Raw genomic sequence first — 25203 nt, forward strand, 5'->3', positions numbered from 1 at the left:
AACTGACTGAACCACTTAACTTGCTAACCATGCAATCACCTACCTATAAAAACTTGAATCTGTTATATGATAAGCTTCCAGATACTTGTCTAATATCTCTGTATTCACAAGCACAAGCTGACCTATCTTATAACAGGCATTTGCGTCCTTTGCTAGCTGTTGAAATTTCGTTAAGCCCATGCTATACATTCTTGCTCCGTCCGCATATCTGACAAACTTCTTCATTTCCTGAACTCGTCCAGTGCTCTCGTTTACTTCACTCATGTGTACCACCTTTCTCTTTGCTTCAAACAAAAATGACGTATTTTCTCCATAACGCAAAAAAGAGGACATCTTCTAAATTTCTTTAGAAAATGTCCTCTAAGTAGTTCATATTTGATTGAATTTAACTCTAGTCAGATTGTGTACTCTTTCATACTGTTGTAAATGACTATACCAAAATGCGTCCTTTAATGCGTCCTTTGACACATCCAGATGCCTCAAACCCGTGTAAATAAAGGCTTTATTTATCTAATGACTTCATCGTCGGGAACAGTAATACATCGCGGATTGCCGGTGAGTTTGTCAGTAACATAACCAGACGGTCAATTCCGTATCCGATTCCACCTGTTGGCGGCATTCCGATATCAAGTGCGTTTAAGAAGTCTTCGTCGGTGTGGTTTGCTTCCTCATCTCCTGCAGCAAATGCAGCTTCCTGAGCAGCAAAACGTGTTCTCTGATCGATTGGATCATTTAACTCTGAGTATGCGTTACACATTTCACGTCCATAGATGAATAACTCAAAACGCTCTACATAATCCGGATTTTCCGGTTTTCTCTTGGTAAGTGGAGAGATTTCTACCGGATGATCCATTACGAAAGTAGGCTGGATCAGTTTCTCTTCTACGAATTCCTCGAAGAACAGGTTTAAGATATCGCCTTTTTCATGTCTCTCTTCGTACTCTACATGGTGTTCGTCAGCGACTTTTTTCGCTTCTTCTGTAGAGTGGATCTCATTGAAATCAACACCTGCATATTTTTTAACTGCGTCAAGCATGGTGATTCGCTCGAATGGTTTGCCGAGGTCGATCATTTCTTCTGCGTATGGGATCAGTGTTGTTCCACATACTTCCTGGGCAACATAACGGAACATGTTCTCTGTAAGATCCATCATTCCATAGTAATCGGTATATGCCTGATATAACTCCATCAGTGTGAATTCCGGGTTATGTCTTGTGTCGGTTCCTTCATTACGGAATACACGTCCGATCTCATATACACGCTCTAATCCGCCGACGATCAGTCTCTTTAAGTAAAGCTCAAGGGAAATACGTAATTTTACGTCCTCGTCAAGTGCGTTAAAGTGTGTCTCAAATGGTCTTGCTGCTGCACCACCTGCATTGGCAACAAGCATTGGTGTCTCAACTTCCATGAAGTTCTGTCCGTCAAGGTAACGGCGGATTGCACTGATGATCTGGGAACGTTTTACGAAAGTATCCTTTACATCAGAGTTCATGATCAGATCCACATATCTCTGACGATATCTGGTGTCTGTATCTGTAAGACCATGATATTTTTCCGGAAGAATCTGTAAGCTCTTGGATAAAAGAGTTACCTCTGTTGCATGGATGGAAATCTCACCTGTTTTGGTCTTGAAAACGGTTCCTTTGATTCCTAAGATATCACCAACATCGTATTTTTTGAAATCCTTGTAGGAATCCTCTCCGATGTTGTCTCTTGCAACATAGGCCTGAATGCTGCCCTTTAAATCCTGGATATTGCAGAAGGATGCTTTACCCATGACACGTTTGAACATCATACGACCTGCAACTGATACTTCTTTTCCGTCCATTTCCTCAAAGTTATCTTTGATATCAGCGCTGTGCGCGGTCACATCATATTTTGTGATCTGGAATGGGTCTTTTCCATTCTCCTGTAATTCCTGTAATTTTTCACGACGAACCTTTAACAGCTGGTTTACATCCTGCTGTGCATTGTTCTGTCCATTTTTCTGCTCTGCCATTGTTTCCTCCGTTCTTACAGCGGGACGCTGTTTTGCGCCGGCCGTATTATTCTACATTTGAACGCTGGATCTCAAGTACTTTGTACTCTAATTCTCCAGCCTGTGTCTCAACTGTTACTACGTCTCCTACTTTCTTGCCAAGTAATGCTTTTCCTACTGGAGACTCATTTGAAATCTTGCCTTTTAAGCTGTTTGCCTCTGTAGATCCTACGATTTTGTACTCTAACTCTTCGTCAAATTCGCAGTCTAAGATACGTACTTTACATCCAATGCTGATCGCATCGAGGTTCACTTCTTCCTCTACAACGACTTCTGCATTTTTTAAGATTTTCTCGATCTGCTCGATACGGGCTTCGATATCGCGCTGCTCATCTTTTGCTGCATCATACTCTGCGTTCTCGGATAAGTCTCCCTGCTCACGGGCTTCTTTGATCTTCTGAGAGATCTCTTTACGTTTTACAACTTTTAAGTCTTCCAACTCATCTTCAAGTTTTCTAAGACCTTCGTAGGTCAAAATGTTTTTTTTGTCCATTCTTTTACCCTTCTTTTTTATTAATTCCCGCATTCGATACTCCAGAATGGGGTAATTCGCCTAATTTAACCAATGTATTATATCTGAAAGCCCCGGAACTGTCAAGGCTTGCGGTGCTTTCCAGACATACTATCTGTTATTTTTTTAACAATCTTTCCAGTTCTTCATAGCTCTCTACTGCATTGATCGCTACACGAAGTTTTGCTGAATTTGGATATCCTGCCGTATACCATGCCGCATGTTTGCGGATTTCGCGAATTCCAGTGTATTCTCCTTTGAATTCGAGCATCATTTTTGCATGGCGCAGAATCATGTCTGTCACTTCCTCCGCCGATGGTTTCGGGAGTTTTTCGCCTGTCCTGAAATAATGAAGGATCTGTTCAAAAATCCATGGATTGCCCTGTGCGCCACGGCCGATCATAAAGCCGTCGCAGCCGGTCTGCTCTTTCATCGCGATGACATCCTCTGCGGTAAGCAGGTCGCCATTTCCGATCACCGGTATGGATACTGCTTCTTTTACCTGACGGATGATGTCCCAGTCTGCTTTTCCGGAATAATACTGCTCTCTGGTCCTTCCGTGTACCGCAACTGCTGCTGCACCGGATTCCTGTGCGACCCTTGCCATCTCTACTGCATTGACATGCTCATCGTCAAATCCTTTGCGGATCTTGACTGTGACCGGTTTCTGGATCGCTTTGACGGTTTTTTCTATGATTTTTCCCGCAAGAACGGGATTTTTCATAAGCGCGGAGCCCTCTCCGTTGTTGACGATCTTTGGCACCGGGCAGCCCATGTTGATGTCTAAGATATCAAACGGGCGTTCCTCGATCTCATGGGCAATCTGTGAGATGATATCCGGGTCTGAACCAAACAGCTGCAAAGATACGGGATTTTCCCGAGGATCGATCTCTAAAAGCGCCTGTGTATTCTTGTTTTTATACAGGATTGCTTTGGCAGATACCATCTCCATACAGAGAAGTCCTGCGCCTTTTTCCTTGCATAGTAAGCGAAATGGCAGGTCCGTCACACCTGCCATAGGAGCCAATATTAAGTTATTTTCTAAGGTTACGTTGCCGATCTGAAGCGGCGTGATCTTATTTTGTTTCATTTTGTTTTGGCTGCATTCCGTTGTTGTTTATTTTGTCTTGCGGTTCTGTTTCTTATACACGCGGTAAATACCCTGCAGTGTCAGGTTGGAATCGTAGATATCGATGCTTTCTGTCTCATTTGCGATGATACGGCCAAGTCCACCGGTTGCTACGACTTTGATCTTGCCAAGCTGTGCTTCTTCCTGCATTTTGCGGATGATATACTCGGTCTGACCGATCTGTCCATACATCAGTCCTGCCTGCATACTGCTGATCGTCTCTTTTGCAAGGATGCTCTGTGGTTTTTTGATCTCGATCTCCGGAAGTTTTGCTGCGTCCTGCCACAGTGCTTTTGCGGAAATGCGGATTCCAGGTGCTGTAACTCCGTATAAAAATGAGCCGTTTGCATCTACGAGATCGTAGGTTGTTGCTGTACCGTAGTCAATGACGATGACTGGTCCGCCGTAGATCTCATATGCAGCAACTGCGTCCACGATTCGGTCTGCACCGATCTGCTGTGGATTCTGTGTTACGATACGGATTCCGGTCTTGATTCCGGATTCTACGATGATTGGTTTGATGTCAAAATATTTGATCATTGCACCTTCTAAAGAATGCATGATATTTGGTACGACTGAGCAGATGATTGCATCATTGATCGAACCCGGTTCAATGTTGTTGTTCTGGATCAATGTTGTAAGAATCATTGCATATTCATCCGATGTTCTCGGCATTTTCGTAGTAATGCGGAAGCTTGCCGCCATCTGGTCTTTTTCCTGGTCAAATACACCTACTGTTATATTTGTATTTCCTACATCTATCGTTAATACCATAATTTACTCCTCCTCGTCAAAACCTTCTCCAAGAAACATGATCCGGTAATATGTTTCCACGGATTCCAGAAGTTCACGTTTTGTGTTCTGATACTGCTTGATCTTTAAAACGCTTCCGATCTCATCGTACAGAAGGTCATTTTCATCGCAGGAGGTACGGAATTCCAGTTCCCCGTCCTCATTGAATACCAGCTGCAGGATTCCTCCGACATCTTCGGTAAAAAGTACGCACATAATGCGGAGTTCATCCTTGATCGTATCCGGTAAACCGGTAAAATTCTCATTGAGATAATATTTTTTATTGTATGCACTGGCTCCACAGAGCACGATTTCCTCATTAGACATAGCCATATAATCCTCTTACCGATACTTCTCCGCTGGATACCATTTTGCGGGATTCCCAGGTATCCACGATCAGTTCGCCTTTCTTTGTGATTCCCATTGCTTTTCCCTCGAAGGGCTCCTTCGGGTCTAAGACTCTTACGCTTTTGTTCATGTTGACAAGTATGGAGTTATATTCCTTTACCAGTCCGCTCAGATCCTCGGTCTCCATGAAAATTGCATAATAATGTTCAAACTGCTCCAGTATCTGCTCGATCAGTTCCGCTCTGCGGATTCGTTTTCCGGTCTGTAAAAGTATGGAGCTTGCGGTCTCAGCAATCTCCTCCGGAAAATGCTCATTATGTACGTTGATTCCGATTCCGATCACGATATGGTTGATAAAATCGAACTGCGCACTCATTTCTGTCAGTATTCCACAGATTTTCTTACCTCCGATGACAATGTCATTCGGCCATTTAATAAGCGCTTCTGTGTCGGCACATTTGGAGATTGCTCTTGCAACAGCCATTGCTGCGACAAGTGTAAGCATGGATGCATGATTCGGGTTCATCTCCGGTTTCAACAGAAGTGTCATAAAAATTCCCGTTCCAGACGGTGAATCCCAGCTTCTGCCTCTTCGTCCGCGTCCTGATTCCTGATGGTCCGCAACGACAAGTGTGCCGCTTGGATGTCCTTCCTCTGCGAGCTCTTTGGCTCTTATGTTCGTGGAATCGGTCACATCATAATAATAGATCTCCTGTCCTGCCCACGTTGTATTGCGGATGCTTTCCAGTTCTACTTTATTCATAAGATCCGGCGCAGATACGATGTGATACCCTTTATTCGGTACTGCCTCGATCTCATATCCGGCTTCTTTTAGCTGTTTAATTGCTTTCCAGACTGCGGTTCTGGATACTCCGAATTTATTGCACAGGTCCTGGCCGGAAACATATCCATCGGTCTCCCTCAGGGCCTCAAGAATCTCTGATTTCATAATTCTCCTTATTCGTCAGAAAGTGTAGCTTTCATTACGGCTTTGATCGTATGCATACGGTTCTCTGCCTCGTCAAATACAACAGAACGAGGTCCTTCAAATACCTCATCGGTTACTTCCATCTCACTCAGGCCGAATTTCTCATGAATCTGACGTCCAACTCCGGTCTTTAAATCGTGGAAGGCTGGAAGACAATGCATGAAAATTGCGGTATCTTTGGCATTTTCAAATGCTTTTGCATTGACCTGATATGGCAAAAGATCTTTGATTCGCTCTGCCCATACTTCCTCTGGTTCGCCCATGGATACCCACACATCTGTGTAGATGACATCTGCATCTTTTGTTGCTTCCGCTACGTTTTCAGTCAGTGTGATGGATGCTCCGGTCTCTGCTGCCGTCTTTTTGCAGTATGCAACGAGGTCTTCTGCCGGGAAGTATTTCTTATTGGTGCATGCCACAAAATCCATGCCAAGCTTTGCACAGGTTACCATGAGAGAATTGCCCATGTTGTAACGCGCATCACCCATGTATACAAACTTGATTCCTTTCAGATGTCCGAATTTCTCGCGAACGGTCAGCATATCTGCTAACATCTGTGTCGGATGGAATTCATTGGTCAGTCCGTTCCATACTGGAACTCCTGCATATTTGGCAAGTTCTTCTACAATGTCCTGTCCATAACCACGGTATTCGATTCCATCAAACATGCGGCCAAGCACCCTTGCAGTGTCCGCAATGCTTTCCTTTTTGCCGATCTGTGAACCGCTTGGATCCAGATAGGTTACATGCATACCGAGGTCATGTGCAGCCACTTCGAAAGAGCATCTGGTACGGGTACTTGTTTTCTCAAAAATCAGTGCGATGTTTTTGCCGATCAGGCTGTCATGCATCACGCCCTGATGCTTTTTCTGCTTCAACTCTGCGGCAAGATCAATCAGATAAATGATCTCCTCTGGAGTGTAATCCATAAGTTTCAAAAAGTTCCGTCCTTTTAATGTCATAGCTCTTTCCTCCTGTTTCTACAATGATGTTATTTTACCGCATTTGAAATTGGAATACAATAGAAAAAGAGCCGGCCCCTGACCTCATGTCATGGTTCCGGCTCATCACTGGTTATATAAAATTAATAGAATACCATAGATCCAATCGCAAGTCCTGCGTGACCGGATGAGGTGGTTTTAAAGTAATGTGCACCTCCGGTATTGTCCTGTCCGGACAATGCTGCGTTTGCAGCCTGCGTTGCTGTGGAACTTGGTCCGCTTGCAAGTACACTTGCCAGTCTACCGGAAGATGCCGGTGTGAACTGGCCTCTCTGATAAACGACTTCGTATACGCTATATGGGAATGAACCACTCTTCACACGGTTTACAACAACTGCTCCTACTGCTAACTGGCATTCATAAGATTCTCCGCCAGCTTCGCACTGGATGATCGCTGCAAGGAGTGTTGCGTCATCGACCGATGCTGCAACTGCAGATCCCTGCTGTGTCTCTGTGGCACTTGCAGAACTGATGCTCTTCTGCGCTGCTTCCGCTTCTTTCTTAGCTGCTTCAGCGGCTGCCTTCTCTGCTGCTTCTTTTCTCGCAGCCTCTTCTTCCTCCAGTGTGACTCCTGTTCCTACGTTCATTGATGTCTCAACATATTCAGCACTTACATAACAGGTCAGGGAACCATATTTAACTGCTACCCATCCATCCTGTACTTCTGCTGAAGTATCTACGGAGATCAGATCTCCTTCCGCCAGTGTCGTAACGACCTCTGCTTCTGTGTTCTGATCCTTTCGTACTCTAAGTCCTCCAGTCAATGCTCTTGCAACTGTCTCACAATGTGCTTTTGCATAATTCAAAGCATCTGTTCCCATTACACAGTAAGCATTGTTTACATATCCGGTAAGATTGCCTGATGTGATCTTGGTCCACTCAGGTCCCGCTTCTACGATCGTAGCTCGGTCTCCCTTGTAAAGTTTACCAACGATCTGTGCATCTGAATTTGCATCCTCGCGGACATTCAGGCTGCTGTCCTCGATATTCGCCATCAGATAATTCTGCCATTCCTGCTCCTCCGGAGTCAGTTGTGGCTCTGCCGTTCCTTCTGTCTGTACATCCGGATCCGCTGCAGCTTCGGTTTCTGCGTCATTCGCCGCAGTCACCACATCGACATCCGTCTTCTGGATATCAACGATGTCATCTAATCTCTCTGCTGTCATTAACTGATAGTTTGTTAAAACTGCAGTTACGCCAGCTATGCCTTTCAGCTCAAAACCAGTGTTTCCTACTTTGGTGCTTTCGTCTGCCGCAGTTGTCTGCGCCTCAACGATTCCTCCGTCAGTTACCGCTGTGATTGTCATAACGCAAAGTGAACAAAGGACAACAATGCTCTCAATCACCTTTTTGTTAAGCTTCATACATAACCTCCATATGGTGTAATCCTTAAGCAAAAGTATTACACTAATGTTTCGTTTTTAAACATTATATTGCAAATGTTACGAATTTGTTACGATGGATAGTATAGCAGAAAGACCGCTATTTGTCAAATTTCACCCATTTTTATCCAGTTATTCAGGGGAAGATTTCCTGTAAAACCGTTGATATCAGGCGGTTTTGCGCTTCTTCATCCATTGGCTCTTTTGTGCTTCCTGAAAGTGTCTTTTCTGATGCCTGGACGCTCTGACTGGATTCCTCTTCCATGACGATCGTAAGGTATTTTTCTACTCCGGAAATGATCCGATCTGCTTTTCTTCTCATTCCGTTTATCTTATGTATCAGTACAAGCATTCCGATAAACAGCAGTGCCTGTCCTCCAGCCATGACCGGCATCGCATATTCATGCATCCATACAATGAACTGATCCATATATTTCACTCCTTTTTCAATTGATCACCTTCTGTGACAGAGATCTGTCCTCCGGCTGACTCTATTGTATACGATATCTGCATTTCAAAAAAGAGCCCGCGCCCGTCTTTTCATCGCAAGTTTCGCTATAATCTGTCATTGGATATCAGATAACCGGAAAAACAATAGCTGAATGCATCATTAATGTTGATCAGCCTGTTATAGCCCTGTTTGGTAAGGATCTCGATCAGCTGCCCGGGATCTTGACAGTTTTCTGCCGATGTGATCCAGTAAATCGTTTCCTCTCCAAGAAATTGTTTCAAAATCTGCGGATTCCACAACTCCCGGCTGCCACATTCCGGGACTGTCAGCCCCCTTGTTTTGTCGATAATATCCTCAAAATACAGTAAAATCTGTGGAAGATATTCCTTCAAGCTGATATTGCCAAGATGCCAGATGCCCATACGGGACTGATTGCGTTTTTTATCCCGGTGATACTGCATGCACTCATAATCGTTGTCGTGCTGGCATTTTATTGCGCAGTCGACCCCATTCGGAGATATTCCTGCCAGACATCCCCGATCCGCCGGGAAATTCCTCCCTGTCATAAGGGATGTGTATTCGCGTGGCGAATCCCAGACCGGACCATGATACAGAAGAATGGAAGGATACGGGCTGCTGCCGAATTGCCGTTCAAACAGCTTTAACATTTCCTGAAGTTTCTGGTAATCAGAGCCGGGCCGGTCTTTGTTCTGCTCCGCATACTGTCTCGCAAATGCCTTAATACGAAGCACATTCGTACCAAATGTCCCGAAGTAAAAAAGCCAGTCATTTTCCCGTATATATCCCGATTTCAACACTGGAATCGTCTGTCCTTCCATTCCACAGATCAATTTCGTAAGTTCATCATTTTCCATTGTAAAATGATAGCCTTCCTCCAGGTAATCGAGATTACCGCGGATTGGATCCCCGTTTCCACATAAAAAATATATATTTTCTGCTCCTGTTTTCCGGAGACTTTCATATGGATAATCAAGAAAATAGATCAGTTCCCGCCGATGTGGATGATCGATCGGTATATTGCCCGCCAGGTGCAGCCGCTGAAGCGGTGTGATATAAGGTAAAAGTACTGTGCAGGTCGGATATTTCTTTAGAATATGAAGAAGTGCAATGATTGTGGCATACGTGTATACACCCAAAACACAAAGGTCAAGAACCGCCCCATCTTCCAACGGAAATTTATCTTCCCATAATTGCTGTTCCCGCTGGAACCGGTCTGTCTGCGCGGATTCCCGGTGATAAAATCCCGTCAGATACACATACGTTGTCCGCTGATCGTCCACGCTGTTCAAAATGCTTCCACTTTGAATGATTACGTCCTTCTGACACTGAAAAAGATGCCGATAATATCGTGATCCCAACCTTCTGCCCTTCCTTGCCCTCTACATAACGTGCCATGCCTGTCCGTGTAAAAATATACACAAAAATGTAATTTCATTTTAATCTATCCAGTTTTTTTTACAAGTGTTTTTGTTGACTTTTCATTTTTAGAGTATAATATATAAAAAGCATAACTCACCCGAGTTACATAATCCTGAATCAAGAAAGGACATGAACATGAAAAAGATCATTATGACCGGTGGCGGCACTGCCGGCCATGTTACACCAAACATTGCGCTGATGCCTTCTCTTAAGGAGGCCGGATATGAGATCTCTTATATCGGTTCTTATAACGGGATCGAGAAAAAACTGATTGAGGACCGTGGTATCCCATACTACGGAATCTCTTCCGGAAAACTCCGCAGATATTTTGCCTGGAAGAATTTCTCCGATCCATTCCGCATCATAAAAGGATACGGTCAGGCAGTACATCTCATGCGCAAAATAAAACCAGATGTTGTATTCTCCAAGGGAGGATTCGTTTCTGTACCTGTCGTTCTTGCAGCAAAGCTCTGCAATGTTCCGGCCATCATCCATGAATCCGATATCACCCCGGGTCTTGCGAATAAACTGGCGATTCCAGGCGCCCGCAAGGTATGCTGCAACTTCCCGGAGACATTAAAATATTTACCTGCAGATAAAGCAGTTCTTACCGGTTCACCAATCCGACGTGAATTATTTGGCGGTGATCCGTCCAAGGCGATCAGTTACTGCAATTTCCCGGATCATAATAAGCCGGTTCTTCTGATCATTGGCGGAAGTCTTGGTTCCAAAGCTATCAATGAAGCGGTCCGCAAGATCCTTCCAGAGCTTCTGGAGCATTTCTATGTCATTCATTTATGTGGAAAAGGGAATCTGGATGAGCAGTTAAAGGGCGTTCTTGGTTATTCCCAGTTTGAATATGCCAATGCGGAACTTACCGATATGTTCGCACTTGCCGACCTTGTGATCTCGCGTGCCGGCGCCAACTCCATCTGTGAGCTCCTGGCTCTGCATAAACCAAACATTCTGATTCCGCTGTCTGCTGCTGCAAGCCGTGGCGATCAGATCTTAAATGCCAGATCCTTTGAGAAACAGGGCTTCTCCTGTGTCTTAGAAGAGGAATCCCTGACTGACCAGCTTCTTTTAGATACAATCCGGAAAGTATATGACTCCCGTGAGCAGTACATCCAGGCGATGTCCCAGAGTGGACAGATGGATTCCATTGGAACTATTATGAAACTGATTGAAGATGTTTCAAAATAATATTGTTTGCAGAATAACAAACTCCCGGAAATAACGGTTTGATTCTTATAGAGTTAAGCAGTTATTCCGGGAGTTTTCTGGTTCTTATCGTTTGTAATTCTTATATTTTGTAGTTCTTATCGTTTGTGGTTCTTACTGTTTTGCAGATCTTACAGTTTCATCTCTTTGCAGATCTGTGCCATCTCATCATCTGTGAATTCTTTATGCTTCCATTCGATCACATTGGTGTTATCATCGGATGCATAACGCGGGATCAGATGCATATGATAGTGGAACACGGTCTGTCCTGCAACTTCTCCGTTATTCTGGACCACATTATATCCATCACATTTCAGTACATCTTTCTCATGAGTTATGATCTTTTTGGCAAGTTTGGATGCCTTTGCCAGGACTTCATCATCAATCTCATAAATATTGGCATAATGCTCTTTCGGAAGGATCAGTGCATGACCCTTTGATGCAGGACTTGCATCCAGGATCACCTTAAAATCCTCATCCTCATAAATGGCGTTGGTAGGAATTTCTCCGTTTGCCAGTTTGCAGAAAATACAGTTATTGTCTTTCATATTTCTCTATCTCCTTTACCTTGATTTGTCGAATTGTGTAGAATGTAAATCGTTGCATTCGTATATTGAAAATGCTAAACTCTACCCTATGGGAGGGATGGTTATGCTACGCAACGAGGATTATCAACATATATTTCATGAAATCAAAAACATGATCACAATTATAAACAGTTCACTTCAGCTGATCGAAAAACAGCATCCGGAGGTGTCTGGTTTTGCTTACTGGAACGATACGATTTCTGACGTCCACGCTCTGCGGAACATCATCATCGAATTATCTACTGCCAGGCTTGGCAGTGATCTGAACAAAACTCCAACCGATATTACCGAATTTATGGAGCAGATCATGAATTCCACAAAGGTCTGCTTCGAAGATACTGACATTCTCTGCACATTCCATGCACAGGACAATCTGAAACCTGTTCCCATTGATCAGATGCGCTTAAGGGAAGCCATCGTCAATCTTCTCAAAAATTCCTACGAAGCTGTCGGCACTTCAGGAACAATCAATATCTATGCTTATGAGACCTCTGATTCGCTTTGTCTGGATATCAAAGATTCCGGCTGTGGCATGGATCCACAGACTCTGGCTCAGCTCTATACCCCATTTTTCACTTCCAAAGATAAAGGAAACGGTCTCGGTCTTGTTATTACCAAAAGCATTGTCGAAGCACACGGCGGAAGTCTTACCTGTCAGTCCATGCCGCAAAAAGGCACAACTTTTACCATTTCTTTACCGTTTGAACTTCCGACGTCCCCTTAACCTGCGATCGGGAACAGCTGATCTAACATGCGAAGTGTCTTAAAATCGCCTTTTGCCGTCATTTCTCCTGTCATAAATGCTCTCTGGAAGGTCATTCTTCCATCCAGGATCGACTGCATTACTTCCGGTGTCATACGAACCAGAATATCTGCGGTCTCCTCTCCGTAATAGATCGACAGTTCCTCATTATTCACCGATACAAATAACGGCTTTTTAAATCCATCAAATGTAAACAGATAACTTGCTGCGAAATCTGCTCTTGGAACAAAATGAGCTTTTAACTCTGCAATATAAGGATTATCATTCTCATTTTTGGCCATTCCAAGCATATCCTTGAACATGGAAGCAAGCTCTTCAATGTCTTCCTTCTGTTTCTTCACATACGTATCATCGGACACATACTTTGAAAGCTGCTCACTCTCCTGCGGTGTAAGGTTCAGCTGCTGTGTGCGCAGTACCTTCTGTTTTACTGCCTGATTGCTGTTTGGCAGACTCTTCACCTTCTGCGATATTGTTCGATACAGATTCTCTGCCTTTTTCTCAATAATGAGCGTATAATCCGTGTTCATCTGAAAAGCAACAAGATCATCTACGTAACCGCATAATCCAGCACACGGACGTCCACCGAGAATCTCCCATGCATTGGCAAGTGTAAGCTCGCCCTCACGCTCTCCATATGTCGTTGACATTACGATTGGCTGCATATAGGTATTGCTGATCTTGTCTTTATCGCCATAAAGCCAGCATGCATCCAGAAACTGCTGCATAAATCCGCCAATTCCAAGCCATTCGATGGTCGTCGCAAGGATAATTCCATCTGCGTCTCCAATGGTCTGCGGAAGTGTCGCGATCTCATTCTTGTGCTCATAAATATTGTAGCGCTGTACCGTTACCCGAAGTTCATTTAAAACCTCTTCCATTTTATTTAATACATATAAGGTAGGATCGTCTAACAGACCTCTTCCACCATAGTAAATATTGATTTTCATCTGCTGTATCTCCCATCACATGATCTCTTTTCAGTATATTGATTTTCAGGCAGAAAATCAACTATTACTGTCGGATCGTTTTCTTCTGTACAACAGCATTCCCATAAGAATTCCTGTAAACAGTCCACCTATATGCCCCCAGTTATCCGTGCCCGCTGTGACAACTCCATAATACAGGCTGAAAGCGATCATAAATATAACTCCAGGTGTCGTAAGAGACTCATATCTCCCACGATGACAGATGACAACCCATAGCGTGCCTCCTACCACTCCAAAGATTGCTCCGGAAGCACCAGCCGCCACCGCATAATCTCCGGTTTTACACATAATGAGATAAGATAACAGATTTCCTCCGATTCCTGACATCAGATACAGGATCAGAAAACGGACATGTCCTATTGCCTTTTCCAGCCAGGATCCCATATACCCCAGCATAAACATATTATTGACCAGATGCCGCATTCCAAAATGTAAAAATGCCGCTGTAATGAACCTCCAATATTCTCCGTTCTGAAATATCCGAACCGGATACATTGCACCTTTTGAAAGCATATAGGATGCCTTTTCCGGATTGCCGTTCACCGCAAGATGAATAAATACCAATACATTGATCGCGATTAATATCACAGTGACTATATAGGACAAAAAAGGCAGCTTTTTCTTATTTTTCTCCAAAGCCGTTATCAATCCATAAAAATCTGCCGGCTGATCCTCATATATCATGACTTTTCCACTGGTCTTATTATATACCCAGACGTTTTCCACATTTGCACACAAAATACGAACATCCTGCTCGTCATATCCGATCAATATGGTCAGAATATCCACCGAAACCTGGTCTTCTAAGACCAATCCCCCCTGAGAAGCCGCTGCAGTCTTTTTCATCATGAACCGGATCTGCTCTTTCAGCCTTTGCAATTCCGATACTGTGATCGGTCTGACAGTCGTTCCATCAAGAACGAGAATTGTTCTGCATATTCCCTGCACATATTGATAAAAGATCTCTGTCGGTCCATATTGTCCCTGCAGCCTGTGATATCCCTGTTCTTTTAGGATCTCCTGTATCTGTTGCATCATGCCAGTCACCCCCTGCGTCGATAAGGGTATTATAATATATGACCGGTGTTTCTTCTAGAGAAACCTGTATTTTACATCTGCAAACCGGATGATGTCATTGCTTTTTAGCTGTCGCACTTCTTTGTAGGGAAGCAGCTCATCGTTAATATAGGTTCCGTTTGTGGAATTGAGATCCTCGATATAGTATTCTTTATTCTTTGCATCGATTCTGGCATGATATCTGCTGATCGTGTCCTTTTCAATGTGAAGTTCTGCATCTTCTGCTTTTCCAATCCGCACCGCCTGGCTGGAAATTCTTAAATTCTGCAGCTGCTCCGTTCCCTCATACATTAAAATTCCTTCAGGATGAACAGCATATTCTCCCAGACAGACTGTTGGATGAACCTGGATCTTTTCCTCCGGAATAGGATCATCGGGGTAAGCAATCCAGGAATCCTGCTGTTTTGGAGCTCTTTTTACTTCTTTTCTTTCTGAATCTTGTGGTTTCTTATCTTTTCCAAGCAATTCCGCCAGATTCTGCTTCCATTCCTGATAAATTCTTCGGATCTCACCAAATAACTGATCTAAAACATGATTCTGACTCTCATCCTCTTCCTGCTTCCAGATGTTATCTGTTTTCAATCCCTCATACCGCTTTCTGCCTGACATATCATTTTCAAAGGATACATCTTTTTCAGCTAACACATCATTATCAAAAGAACGAACGGGCTCCCGAGACTTCCATTGTTCCTGTGTTGTATCTTCAACTGCTGAAGTTCTTTCACTTCTTCTTGCGATGATCTCATCCCGGATATCCATAATGCTATATGCTTCGTCCAATGTTTTCTCATAGATTGCATATCCGATGCGGACTGCTTCCTGATCCATATGGTCGATCTTTGTCAGAAGATACTCCATAAGCTGTTGGAATTCTCTAGAAAGCTGCTCATGATGTCCCGGATAGATTGCAAAAATGATCTCCTGATTCTGATTGGTCACAAACACCTGCTCCGGATCAAGCAAAAGACAATTCTGATCTAAAAGATTACATTCTAATATCTCAATCTCACTACAGATACTGATGATCATCCGTTCCACAAAATCAATGCCAATTTTTTGTATTCTGCAATATGTATCTAACGACTGCTTTCCGGAAATGTTATACCAATACTGTCCTACCCCGTCGATATAACACCGTTCAACCGGCAAAAGCCCTGGCAGCTTTCGCCTTAACATCATCCTCTCATCAAACTCATGCCCGATGCTGACCGGTATTTTCATATAACTTCCAGTCAGATTCCGGTCATAAATTACCTCCCGATTAATCATCGATTACTCCTTTCCAGATCTGATACTTATAGAATTCGTCCACAAGCCATATCTCCTCTCTCTCTGCAGCCTTTGCATCCTCCCTTATTTCACAATAAAGATATATGGATATACGAATTGCAAGTACAAGCACGAACAGATAGAGTGGTACGATCACAGCTGCCTCCACCGTATAATTTCCTTTCAAAGCCATGTAATACACCTCACCCAGATCAGCCCACCAAAAAGAAAAGGAATAAACGGAATTTCATATTTTCTGTTCTTGTGGAAAAACACGATCAGCCCAAGCGCCCAGATTCCAGAAGCTATGATCGCTGCCATTGCTACAGCAAAGCAATTGCTTCCACCAAGCAGGATTCCAAGCGTAAGAAGTACCATGCCATCCCCATAACCGATTGCTTCCCGTGTAACCCATGCCAGAAATAGCACTGCGAATCCGATCAGAACTCCCGTCAGCAGCTCTGTTGACGCCCCTGTCCATTCCACACATACACAAAAAAGCCCTGCCAAAGCTGCTCCGATCGTTAACCATGTATAGATTCTCCGGCATCGAATATCCTTTATACTGTTTATCCCGGTAACAGCAATTGCTATCCCCCAACGTAATTGTTCCATATCCATTCCCGTCTTTCTCCGTCTGTCTTCTCTACTTTACACATTTAGTGCAGCCTTTTCTTCCGCCGGTATCGGATTTTCGTATCCGGTAAACGGTTCGTTTCAATCCACTACATCTTAGATCTGCATGATAACATTCCCCATAATCCGTAACATAACACCAGAAATCATCAGAAATTTCTGCCACGCACCCGTCACATATTCGGTATTTCTCTCCATCTTTATTGCGCAAATCCTTTATTTCTGCCATTTTAAAAGATTTGATCGATAAATCGAGATATCTGCAGCTTTTTGTATTATGATAAGCCTCTCCATCCGGGGTAATATATACCCAGTCACCGTCTGAAAGTCCGCTCCCTGTCGCACTCCCCGTCCATTTCCGAATACTTCCGGCCTGTCTGATCAAAATCCCTTTTATATAGAAGAAACTCACCGGCATCTGCACCCGGTAACTGGCTCTTAATGTGATAAACTCATCTTCTGTTCCAATCGATTCCAGCACGATTCCACTGCTTCCTCCCTGCACATATTGTGAAATAAGGTCCGTATCCTCCATACACTTTCGAAACTGCAGCTGTGCATTTACAAACTCCCATGTTCCACCACAATCTGTTGCCATGACAGCCGTCTTTCTTCCAGCCATCACAAGTGCCTCCTGCACCTGTGTCTGAATCTGAAGGATCCTGAAAAACATAAGAAGCACAACAAAAAATCCGGTAACAAGCGGTATCACAACAGCCGCCTCTAACGTGAAGGAAGCCTTTTGTAATTTAATTTTTATCTGACGCTCCACACAAGTGTCTCCTTTTATAAGGATCAGGTGCATCAGGGTGTCTCATTGATATTGTCTGATTTTATATAGATGATTTGTATTTCCGCACATGGTCTGGGAGAGATTTCTGTTCGTAGGATATTAAAAATACAAAGAGACACCCTGATACACCCGATCATTTATAATATGAATATTTACTGTTGCATTGCACCTGAAATACCTGGTCATGTACTGTTCCCAAAGAGACCGGGCTTAAGAAAATGCTGTCCCATTCTCCGCCAATCTCAAATTCCGCTGATATCACCATATGATCCAGTCGGAGCATTTCACACCCGGGTCTGTTTTGCAGATCGACTTCTATCAGATCCATACTCCGGAATGCAATTTTTTCTGTGGACTGTGTGGCAAGAAGCAGCTCCAGATACTGCGCATAGCTAAGTCCATTGGAACACTCCTTTGCTACCAGAAATTCACTCCCAATATTTCCAATTGCATCCAGATCTGTGCTCCACTGTTCTGCATTTTTCAAAAGGGCAATCTTACGCCCCTCCAGCAATGCCCTTACATCCAGAATACTTTCTGCATATGCCCATGACCCAAGAATTCCCGCTTCCACAGTTGCAATAATGAGTGGATTGGCGGTCGCTCCAGCAAGCGCAGTTGCCAGTTCGGTTGCTTTACTCACCTTATCCGGGTCTGAAAGCAGATATGCAAAGTTAGCTGTTTCTCTGGCAGCAATCAGTTTGTTTAATGTCGTTTTAAGATTATCTGCATCATTATCCTTACCGCACAGAATATATTCGACTTCATATTGAAGCAATCCATCTGCATGTGGATTCCGGTAACTTTGGAATGTTTCTGACAGATATTTATCCATCAGTACCCGGTCATATAGTGTATTTTTATATTCCTCAGGACTGTTTCCAACAAGGCACTCTCGGTTCGAAAGAAGCACCTTAGAATCCGCAATCGCATTTCCAGATACTGTCGCATCGGGTCGGAGTACAAGCGCAAGAATTCCTGTTTTCTTTAGCTTGTCCGTCTGGTCCATAGGATTATCCGGACTCACCTCCGGGTGGGAATCAGAATCCGTTTCAGAATGTGCCCCGGAATCGGACTCTCCATCTTCCAATGCAGCTGCCTCTTTCGCTTTCTTCAGTTCATCCTGTGCATTCTCAATTGACTCTTCCGACTCCCGATAAGACTCTTCCATTGCTTCCGAAGCCCGACAGCGATGATAGGTCTCTTCTACGACATCCAGAAGCACCTTTTCTTTCATATAAGCAGACGTCGCTGCTTCAAATGCCTCTCCCTTCTGATCGGTAAGCAGGCCATAGCGCAAAAGCTCGATTTCCGTTGGAGAAAGGCAGAGCATTGCACTTCCTTCTCCCTCAAATAGATCCGGATTCATCACTCTTTCGGCATAATCTTCAACTGCATCCTCTAATCTTGCTTCTGAGAATTCGCCTTCTGTATCCATACCATTCACTCCCAGCAGATGATATCTTTGCCAGAGTGTCCGGTCATAGGATGCAAACAGTGATTCCGCTGCCGATTCCGCTTCCAGCCAGGAGATTCTTTGGATCTCAATGTTTCTTGCTCCTTCCAGAAGCGTAAAAATCACGGCAGCAACAAGCAGCATACTGAGTGCTGCAAAAACAGTCAGACTTCCTTTTTCTTTTCTCACACTTTTCCGGCCTCACTTGTGATCGTTTTAAAAATGCTGTTCACAAGATTGGTCAGCTGCTTTTTAAAGATCATGACAAGTGAGATCAGCACGACCAGAATCAAAATCAGTTCCACAACGCCAACGGCGTCTTCTTCTAATAAAAATTTGTTAAATCCTAACATAATTCTTCCTCCTTATATTTGAAAACTAACAACTGCCGGGACAAGAACAATCGCCATAACGATTGCCAGCATCAGAATCATCGGGAAAAGCATCTTGGTTCCGGCCTCTTCCCCACGTTTTTTTGCAAAATTTCTGCGCTGAATGTATGCATTTTCTGTTTCCTGTTCCAAAAGCGAATAAAGTCCTGCGGATCCCTTGCTCAGATTTTGCTGCAGCAATCTCACGAATCTCCGGTACATTGGAATTCCAGTTCTCTCCGCAAATTTCTGATATGCAGCCTTCTCGCTCTGTCCATCACAGATTTCCCGGTTGGTTTTCACCATTTCTTCATATCCTGGATGCAAATTTTTCTGTTTTTCCTGCATTTTATCGCAATATTGCGCGGAAATTTTATTCCAGGCCTGTTTTACAGACATTCCAGCCCCAAGAAGAACCGTCAGTTTTCCCACAATTTCCGGATAGTCGAGTTCTAACAGTTCCTTTCGCTGCTTCGCTTCCTCTTTTTTCTTCTCTCTTTTATGCACCATCAGCAGTCCGCCACCCAGAATGACAAAAATGACTATTTTTATCCCAATATATTGCTTTGGTCTCTTCCATGTCAGTGCTACCCCTTCGCACTCCTGTGGCAATTCCAGATATGTTTTCCCCTTGTTTTCCTGTTCTCCTCTGATTTGTAGGGCAATCTGCTTTAAGAATGCCTCTTTTTCGTTTAATGGTCTTGGATATGCCCGGAAATAAAACTGATACTCCTCCTCATATTCCTCACAGGAAAGCATGACGGTCGCGCAAAGCAGAACTCCTTCTTTCTTATTCAATGCATCTTCATTTAATTGATCTTCATTCAGAACGCCTTCTTCATTGATCACTTCATAATTATCAAAATACCACTCTGCTTCCACCATTCCATTCTGATAACTCTTTTGAGGCTGAACATCCAAAGTCACATAATCCGCGGTTTCTCCTTCCATATAGAAAGTTGCATCGATCTCTGCCTCCGCCTGTTTCAGAAATTCTTTCGCTTTTTTCTCTGTCAGCTTCTGTGGCTGTACATTTATGGAATACGGATAATCTTCAAGCAGCTGCCCTGCGCTTAACAACAGTTCTTCCTCATATCCAGCGCTTCCTGTCTGCTCCCGCTCCAGCTGTTTCAATACTTTTGCATGGGATAATGCCATTTCAGCCACAATAACTGCAGTTCCTACAAGCAGGGCAAACCAAATTCCTTTTTTCTTCATACGGTCACCTCTTCCGGTCCTTCAGGTCATCCAGACCTTCAGACCCGTATATCCAGTATCCGGTCTGATAAGACCAGCGCTGCACCATAAGCTGCCAGACAACCGGTCATAAACAAAATCCCAAACCAGTTTCCATACAGTGTACTGAGATAATCACCAGATGTCAGTTTCAGATAGGCAAGTATCAGAACCGGTATCACATTCATGATCTTCTGTTCCAGCTTTTTGGATGCCGCAAGAATCTGAATCTCTTCTTCCGTCTCCTGTTTATCCTTCATATGATATGTCGTATTTTCAATGATCTGCACAAAATTGGCACCCTGGCGTTTTGCGAACAGAAATACCTCCGAAAAACTCAGAATATCTTCTACGCCTGAACGCCTGGCAAAATCCTGTAAAGTCTGCTCCAGCGGAATATGAAACAGAACCGCCTGATTCATAGATTGGAACTCCTGCGTGATCCATGCCTGTTTTCCATACAGTACTTCCAGTTCCCGCTCTGCCTCCTTCCATGCATTCTCCATGGAAAACCCTGCAAGGAGTGCTGTGCACACTGACTGCATTCCATCCTGGAACTGTTTTGCCAATAATCTCTGCCGCTCTTTCTGTTTCTTTTGTCTCTGCAGCTTCCGGACAAATTTCCAGACAACCGGGCATAAAATCATGCCCCGGATATCCTCATAAAACAGATACGCAACTCCTGCTGTAACCGCAACTGCAATTGCGATATTTTGTAATTCTTCCATCACCGTAAAGCTATAATTCTTATAGTCTGTTTTAACTTCTTTATTTGTTGTTGTATTTCTGCTTCCTAAATCATTCATACTCATATGTGGATTCCTGCCGTTTTCAGCTTATATGTGTGCTTAATCCTGCCTACTTCGCTTAATGTTCCATCCCGGTATTGAAATAAAGGATGAAGAACGATCTCCCCTTGTTCGATTCCATCCATCTCCACAATGTCTGTCACCTTGCGGCTTTTGTCCGGCATTCTGGCAAGATGGACCAGAATATCAATTCCGGATGCAATCTGCTGACGGATTGCCAGAAGCGGAAGCTCCATCCCCGCCATCATTGTCATGGTTTCCAGTCTGGAAAGCATATCCCGGCAGGAATTGGCATGTCCTGTTGAAAAACTCCCGTCATGACCACAATTCATACTCTGGAGCATGTCCAGCGTCTCCGCGCCTCTGCATTCTCCAACGATGATCCGGTCGGGACGCATCCTCAAAGATGTCCGGATCAGATCCCGGATCGAAATTGCTGTGACACCTTCCATATTGGCATTTCTGGTCTCTAATCGCACCAGGTTATCCACACCCTGGATCTGCAGTTCTGCGGAATCTTCAATTGTAATCACACGCTCATCGGATGGAATATACTGCGATAATGCATTGAGAAATGTTGTCTTTCCGGAAGAGGTCCCTCCGGAGATAAATATGTTATATCTTGCTTTAACAAGAGACTTTAGTAATTCTGCCGCCTCGACATTTATTGATTGCAATTGTATCAGTTTTTCCATGCTGATCGGCTCTTTCGGGAACCTCCGGATGGACATTGCCGATCCATCCAGGGCAATCGGTGACAGAACAATATGTACGCGGGAGCCATCTGCGAGTCTGGTATCCACAATCGGCGAAGCCTGGTTCACAACACGGTTATGTGCTGCCACGATCTGCTGCAGAAGATCGATCAGTTTATCCTCTGATAAGAACTGTTTGTCCGATTGATATACCTTTCCGGCTTTTTCATAAAAAATCCGGTTTGGACCATTCACCATGATCTCTGTCACATCCGGGTCATCCACAAGTTCCTGCAGCACATCGAGCTTACGCAGCGAGTCAAAAATCTGTTTTTCTGTGGTAACTCTTTCCCGGATTGAAAAAGTCTGCCCGTAAAATTCCTTCGCTGTCTCATCGGAAATGATATGACGGATTTCTTCATCCGACATCTCCCGTGTCAGATCCATCTGCTCGAGCACTCTCTGGCGGATCTCGTATATTCTATCCTCCAACCTGCATCACCCCGGAGGCACCCGATATGGTTCTTCGGATCAGATCACCGAATTCATTCCATTTCCACTGCTCCACCAGACGTTCACATGAGGCAACTGCATTCGTCAGAATAGGAAGTTCCATACGATGAAGCCTTCTTTCCAGCTGTTCATAGCCTTTTCGGTGAAGTTCCTCCATAAATTCATACTCCCGCCACTGGCACAGTCCGCCTCTTCTCTGCATCAGATAGACATCCTGACAATGATTTAATACCTCGAAAAATCCCTGAAAGCGGGAACCAAGATTCAAAATAATGGCTCCGTATTCCATCTCCTGCTGAAGCATCTGAAGTATTTTGAGATATGCAGAAGCGTTCGCTTCACAAAGACACTCCGTATTGCTTACCGGATATACATAATCGATTTTGTCCATCTTTCCAATGCAGTCTCGCATTCTTGTATTGGAAAAACTGTCTGCCTCCGCCATAACGAGAAGCTCTTCTAATCCCATTCCGGCGTCGTTTCCAGTCAGCTGGCGAAAACCACTGTTTTCCTGAAGATCGAGCAACAGAACATTCTCCTTCTCACCCAGAATGGATGCAAGCGTGATTGCAAATGGAAGCTGATATTCGTTCTCCGTCAGTGCATACACGGCTGTGACTTTGGTTTTGACCGGTAAAACTCCGGTTTTTTGCACTTCCTGGATCTCCTCACCGACATGTTTTAATATCTCACTGACGATCTCATTTACATCCTGATATTTGTCCACAAAGCAGATTCCTCCATCTTCATTCTCCACCGGGTTCAGATTCTGATTCCCCAATAATTCTTTATCCTGTTCGTTCTCTGTGTCCGCCAGATACAGGACCGGATGCCCTCTTTTGCTCTGTGTCCGGATAAATTCATGATCGGTATCCAGATCCGCCAGGATCAGCACGTCATATGACATGTCCTGATTCTCTACCCATTGGTCGATTCCACTGAATATTGCAATTTCAAACTGATCTCTGTAATAATTCATCAGACAATGAACAAATCTCTTCTGATATTCCTCATCCTCGATCAATGTCGCAAGGCGTATTTTATGCACAAAAACCTCCTCCTTTCACCCAAACGATTCCAATACAGATGGCCAGTGAAAAATGGATCCGGTTGTGTCCTCCGGAAGTGGTCCTGTCATATGCTTTATAATCCCCCATAAGGAGCATTCCTATGTAGGAAAACGCGTGAAACATGCTGATCTGCAGATTCCTGTTTTTTAACATCCTGCAAAGGGAAAACACTGCCCCGATCACAAACGATAGACCCATACACCAAACCAACTGTCTGAAATTAACAAAACTGCCTATTACGGAAAATAATTTGATATCCCCTGCGCCGATAGCGCCCATAAGGAAAAAAAGATATAGTACGATAACCGGAAAAGATATGTTCACAAGAAACGGAACGATTGCTGCCGGACCTTGCATCCAGAGCCGGAATCCAAGTCCTGTCATAATCCCTGCAAGAATCAGCCGGTTACTGATCCGCATAAAACTCAGATCCTGTATCACAGCAAGCATTGTGATGCCATACATCACTACATTCGATGCTACCCCAATCGCATCCAACTCTGCATCCCCCCTCTGTAACAGATTTGCTGTGTGAATTGTGTTGTAATCCGAATTATAGCCAGTCCGATTCCGAATGTCCATATGTTTTTTGCAAAATTATCCGGTTTGTGAATTTCTCACAAATTCTGCCACAGCACGATTCCGTAAAGCAGAAAAATCCCGCTGAAACCAAGAGTTCCGACTGTTACAAGGCTCAGTTCGTTTACCCCGACAATAGTAGAGATTCCCTGGTTTTTTAAAAATTCTGCAATACAGATGAGTGCCGCCACACCAAAAATAACCCGCAATATAAAATTCATCAATGCTCGAATAAGTTTCATGTCTGATATCCCGGACAGCTTTTTTATAATATATGCAGGTAATTTTTGTATAGAATTGGTTTTTTATGCTTATACTGTACTAAAAAGAATTTCTCGAAAGGACGTGGATATTTTGAAGCTTTTCAAACCTTCAAAAGAAACAGATGACCGGTATACGCTGCTCAAAGATGACCTTGCGCGGACAACCGCAGAACTGAATATTGCTTACACCAATCTGCAGAATGTTGTTGAGCCGGATCTGATCGACTACTATATCTATCAGGCAAAAGCGGTTCAGATGCGCTATAAATTTCTGCTGGAATGCGTCAAAAAAATAGAGGATTCTTATGCAAAGAATCCTCTGTGAGTGTCGATTTCCATATAATTTTCTGTAAGCTGTCCCTTCCCGTATGTCATGCCGGCGTAAACCTGCTGCGCATTGCTCATAAGCGGCTCTGAAGTATCCTGTTTTGCGGCTTCCTTAAACCCCGCATACAGATGCTTCAGAATATCTTCTGTCGTGTCCAGCCGGTCACTTTTTCCCTCATACATGACTTTTGCAAGCTCATTTCTGCAAAAAACATATAAACTGTACAGATTTTTGGATAAATCATAGTGAAAATCCAATGCCCCGATCAGCTCTGACAACGTATCCTGAGCTTTGCGGAGTGCATATTTATAACTGTCGCGATCATTTTCTTCAAGGGCTTTTCTCGCATCTGCCAGATACGTAAAAAGTATATCGTACACAATGATGATCATTTCACCACGATTACACTGGCTCAGCCTTCTGGTAAAGCCCTGGATCTGTTCATGGTTCATCTATTTCACCCCA

Annotated in this window: 29 protein-coding genes and 1 pseudogene; 3 read left to right on the top strand and 27 right to left on the bottom strand. The window is 43.8% G+C overall.

The window, feature by feature from the left end; genetic code table 11:
• Positions 1–39: 39 nt before the first annotated feature.
• From FYJ75_RS08895 to FYJ75_RS08945, 11 genes and pseudogenes are all read right to left on the bottom strand, one after another.
• Complete coding sequence (locus FYJ75_RS08895; protein ID WP_154430104.1) at positions 40–264, bottom strand: DUF6462 family protein; 225 nt, start codon at positions 262–264, stop codon at positions 40–42.
• A 241-nt stretch (positions 265–505) separates the two neighbouring features.
• Positions 506–2002, bottom strand: a pseudogene (gene lysS, locus FYJ75_RS08900) (lysine--tRNA ligase); the annotation flags it as partial.
• Positions 2003–2048: 46 nt separating this feature from the next.
• Positions 2049–2534, bottom strand: a complete 486-nt coding sequence (greA, locus tag FYJ75_RS08905; RefSeq protein ID WP_154430106.1) for a transcription elongation factor GreA — start codon at positions 2532–2534, stop codon at positions 2049–2051.
• A 136-nt stretch (positions 2535–2670) separates the two neighbouring features.
• On the bottom strand, positions 2671–3642 hold the full coding sequence (dusB, locus tag FYJ75_RS08910) for a tRNA dihydrouridine synthase DusB (RefSeq protein WP_154430107.1): 972 nt from the start codon (positions 3640–3642) through the stop codon (positions 2671–2673).
• Between the two features lie 27 nt (positions 3643–3669).
• Positions 3670–4455 carry a type III pantothenate kinase gene (locus FYJ75_RS08915; RefSeq protein WP_154430108.1) on the bottom strand — a complete coding sequence of 262 codons (786 nt, stop codon included), beginning with the start codon at positions 4453–4455 and terminating at the stop codon, positions 3670–3672.
• A gap of 3 nt (positions 4456–4458) precedes the next feature.
• Entirely contained in the window at positions 4459–4800 is a 342-nt protein-coding gene (locus FYJ75_RS08920; protein ID WP_154430152.1) for a DUF6145 family protein, read from the bottom strand.
• Positions 4793–5770: a biotin--[acetyl-CoA-carboxylase] ligase gene (locus FYJ75_RS08925; RefSeq protein WP_154430109.1), complete on the bottom strand. Its 978-nt coding sequence runs from the start codon at positions 5768–5770 to the stop codon at positions 4793–4795. Before FYJ75_RS08925 ends, FYJ75_RS08920 begins: the two co-directional genes overlap by 8 nt.
• Before the next feature lie 8 nt (positions 5771–5778).
• Positions 5779–6771 (bottom strand): ornithine carbamoyltransferase, encoded by a 993-nt coding sequence (gene argF / locus FYJ75_RS08930; protein WP_154430110.1) that lies wholly within the window; start codon positions 6769–6771, stop codon positions 5779–5781.
• Between the two features lie 122 nt (positions 6772–6893).
• Entirely contained in the window at positions 6894–8174 is a 1281-nt protein-coding gene (locus tag FYJ75_RS08935) for a cell wall hydrolase (RefSeq protein WP_154430111.1), read from the bottom strand.
• 154 nt (positions 8175–8328) lie between these two features.
• Entirely contained in the window at positions 8329–8622 is a 294-nt protein-coding gene (locus FYJ75_RS08940; RefSeq protein WP_154430112.1) for a hypothetical protein, read from the bottom strand.
• 125 nt (positions 8623–8747) lie between these two features.
• Positions 8748–10022, bottom strand: coding sequence for a hypothetical protein (locus tag FYJ75_RS08945; RefSeq protein ID WP_154430113.1), 1275 nt, complete (start codon positions 10020–10022; stop codon positions 8748–8750).
• A gap of 196 nt (positions 10023–10218) precedes the next feature.
• Between FYJ75_RS08945 and FYJ75_RS08950 the strand changes: the two genes are divergently transcribed.
• Positions 10219–11286, top strand: coding sequence for an undecaprenyldiphospho-muramoylpentapeptide beta-N-acetylglucosaminyltransferase (locus tag FYJ75_RS08950; protein ID WP_154430114.1), 1068 nt, complete (start codon positions 10219–10221; stop codon positions 11284–11286).
• A gap of 149 nt (positions 11287–11435) precedes the next feature.
• On the opposite strand, the gene FYJ75_RS08955 is transcribed toward FYJ75_RS08950, so the two are convergent.
• Entirely contained in the window at positions 11436–11852 is a 417-nt protein-coding gene (locus FYJ75_RS08955) for an HIT family protein (RefSeq protein WP_154430115.1), read from the bottom strand.
• Positions 11853–11955: 103 nt separating this feature from the next.
• Between FYJ75_RS08955 and FYJ75_RS08960 the strand changes: the two genes are divergently transcribed.
• Positions 11956–12615 (top strand): sensor histidine kinase, encoded by a 660-nt coding sequence (locus FYJ75_RS08960; RefSeq protein WP_195838983.1) that lies wholly within the window; start codon positions 11956–11958, stop codon positions 12613–12615.
• On the opposite strand, the gene FYJ75_RS08965 is transcribed toward FYJ75_RS08960, so the two are convergent.
• The 14 genes from FYJ75_RS08965 to FYJ75_RS09030 form a co-directional block, all read right to left on the bottom strand.
• On the bottom strand, positions 12612–13604 hold the full coding sequence (locus tag FYJ75_RS08965) for an SCP2 sterol-binding domain-containing protein (RefSeq protein ID WP_154430117.1): 993 nt from the start codon (positions 13602–13604) through the stop codon (positions 12612–12614). The genes FYJ75_RS08960 and FYJ75_RS08965 overlap by 4 nt on opposite strands.
• Before the next feature lie 57 nt (positions 13605–13661).
• Positions 13662–14681 carry a rhomboid family intramembrane serine protease gene (locus FYJ75_RS08970; RefSeq protein WP_235907052.1) on the bottom strand — a complete coding sequence of 340 codons (1020 nt, stop codon included), beginning with the start codon at positions 14679–14681 and terminating at the stop codon, positions 13662–13664.
• A gap of 54 nt (positions 14682–14735) precedes the next feature.
• Positions 14736–15989, bottom strand: a complete 1254-nt coding sequence (locus FYJ75_RS08975) for a DUF6382 domain-containing protein (protein ID WP_154430118.1) — start codon at positions 15987–15989, stop codon at positions 14736–14738.
• Positions 15982–16182, bottom strand: coding sequence for a hypothetical protein (locus FYJ75_RS08980; RefSeq protein ID WP_154430119.1), 201 nt, complete (start codon positions 16180–16182; stop codon positions 15982–15984). Before FYJ75_RS08980 ends, FYJ75_RS08975 begins: the two co-directional genes overlap by 8 nt.
• On the bottom strand, positions 16173–16604 hold the full coding sequence (locus FYJ75_RS08985; protein WP_195838984.1) for a prepilin peptidase: 432 nt from the start codon (positions 16602–16604) through the stop codon (positions 16173–16175). The genes FYJ75_RS08980 and FYJ75_RS08985 overlap by 10 nt, the downstream gene beginning before the upstream one ends.
• A gap of 31 nt (positions 16605–16635) precedes the next feature.
• A complete protein-coding gene (locus tag FYJ75_RS08990; protein ID WP_154430121.1) occupies positions 16636–17397 on the bottom strand; it encodes a TadE/TadG family type IV pilus assembly protein in 762 nt (253 codons plus the stop codon).
• Between the two features lie 154 nt (positions 17398–17551).
• The gene (locus tag FYJ75_RS14475; protein ID WP_154430122.1) at positions 17552–19063 is read right to left on the bottom strand and encodes a DUF5702 domain-containing protein; all 1512 of its coding nucleotides are present in this window, start codon (positions 19061–19063) and stop codon (positions 17552–17554) included.
• Positions 19060–19227 carry a Flp1 family type IVb pilin gene (locus FYJ75_RS09000; protein WP_154430123.1) on the bottom strand — a complete coding sequence of 56 codons (168 nt, stop codon included), beginning with the start codon at positions 19225–19227 and terminating at the stop codon, positions 19060–19062. The genes FYJ75_RS14475 and FYJ75_RS09000 overlap by 4 nt, the downstream gene beginning before the upstream one ends.
• 12 nt (positions 19228–19239) lie before the next feature.
• Complete coding sequence (locus tag FYJ75_RS09005) at positions 19240–20463, bottom strand: type II secretion system F family protein (RefSeq protein WP_154430124.1); 1224 nt, start codon at positions 20461–20463, stop codon at positions 19240–19242.
• Between the two features lie 38 nt (positions 20464–20501).
• Positions 20502–21293: a type II secretion system F family protein gene (locus FYJ75_RS09010; protein ID WP_154430125.1), complete on the bottom strand. Its 792-nt coding sequence runs from the start codon at positions 21291–21293 to the stop codon at positions 20502–20504.
• Positions 21290–22432 (bottom strand): CpaF family protein, encoded by a 1143-nt coding sequence (locus FYJ75_RS09015; RefSeq protein WP_154430154.1) that lies wholly within the window; start codon positions 22430–22432, stop codon positions 21290–21292. The genes FYJ75_RS09010 and FYJ75_RS09015 overlap by 4 nt, the downstream gene beginning before the upstream one ends.
• A gap of 34 nt (positions 22433–22466) precedes the next feature.
• Entirely contained in the window at positions 22467–23546 is a 1080-nt protein-coding gene (locus FYJ75_RS09020) for a hypothetical protein (protein ID WP_154430126.1), read from the bottom strand.
• On the bottom strand, positions 23539–24150 hold the full coding sequence (locus FYJ75_RS09025) for an A24 family peptidase (protein ID WP_154430127.1): 612 nt from the start codon (positions 24148–24150) through the stop codon (positions 23539–23541). Before FYJ75_RS09025 ends, FYJ75_RS09020 begins: the two co-directional genes overlap by 8 nt.
• 35 nt (positions 24151–24185) lie before the next feature.
• Complete coding sequence (locus tag FYJ75_RS09030) at positions 24186–24389, bottom strand: pro-sigmaK processing inhibitor BofA family protein (RefSeq protein WP_154430128.1); 204 nt, start codon at positions 24387–24389, stop codon at positions 24186–24188.
• A 103-nt stretch (positions 24390–24492) separates the two neighbouring features.
• Here FYJ75_RS09030 and FYJ75_RS09035 point away from each other — a divergent pair, with 103 nt between their 5' ends.
• Complete coding sequence (locus FYJ75_RS09035; protein ID WP_328596902.1) at positions 24493–24735, top strand: DUF2508 family protein; 243 nt, start codon at positions 24493–24495, stop codon at positions 24733–24735.
• Here FYJ75_RS09035 and FYJ75_RS09040 read toward each other — a convergent pair.
• Positions 24714–25190, bottom strand: a complete 477-nt coding sequence (locus tag FYJ75_RS09040) for a flagellar export chaperone FliS (protein ID WP_154430130.1) — start codon at positions 25188–25190, stop codon at positions 24714–24716. The two genes, FYJ75_RS09035 and FYJ75_RS09040, sit on opposite strands and share 22 nt — an antisense overlap.
• Positions 25191–25203 lie beyond the last annotated feature (13 nt).

Source organism: Roseburia porci, from assembly GCF_009695765.1.
Lineage (GTDB): Bacteria > Bacillota > Clostridia > Lachnospirales > Lachnospiraceae > Roseburia > Roseburia porci.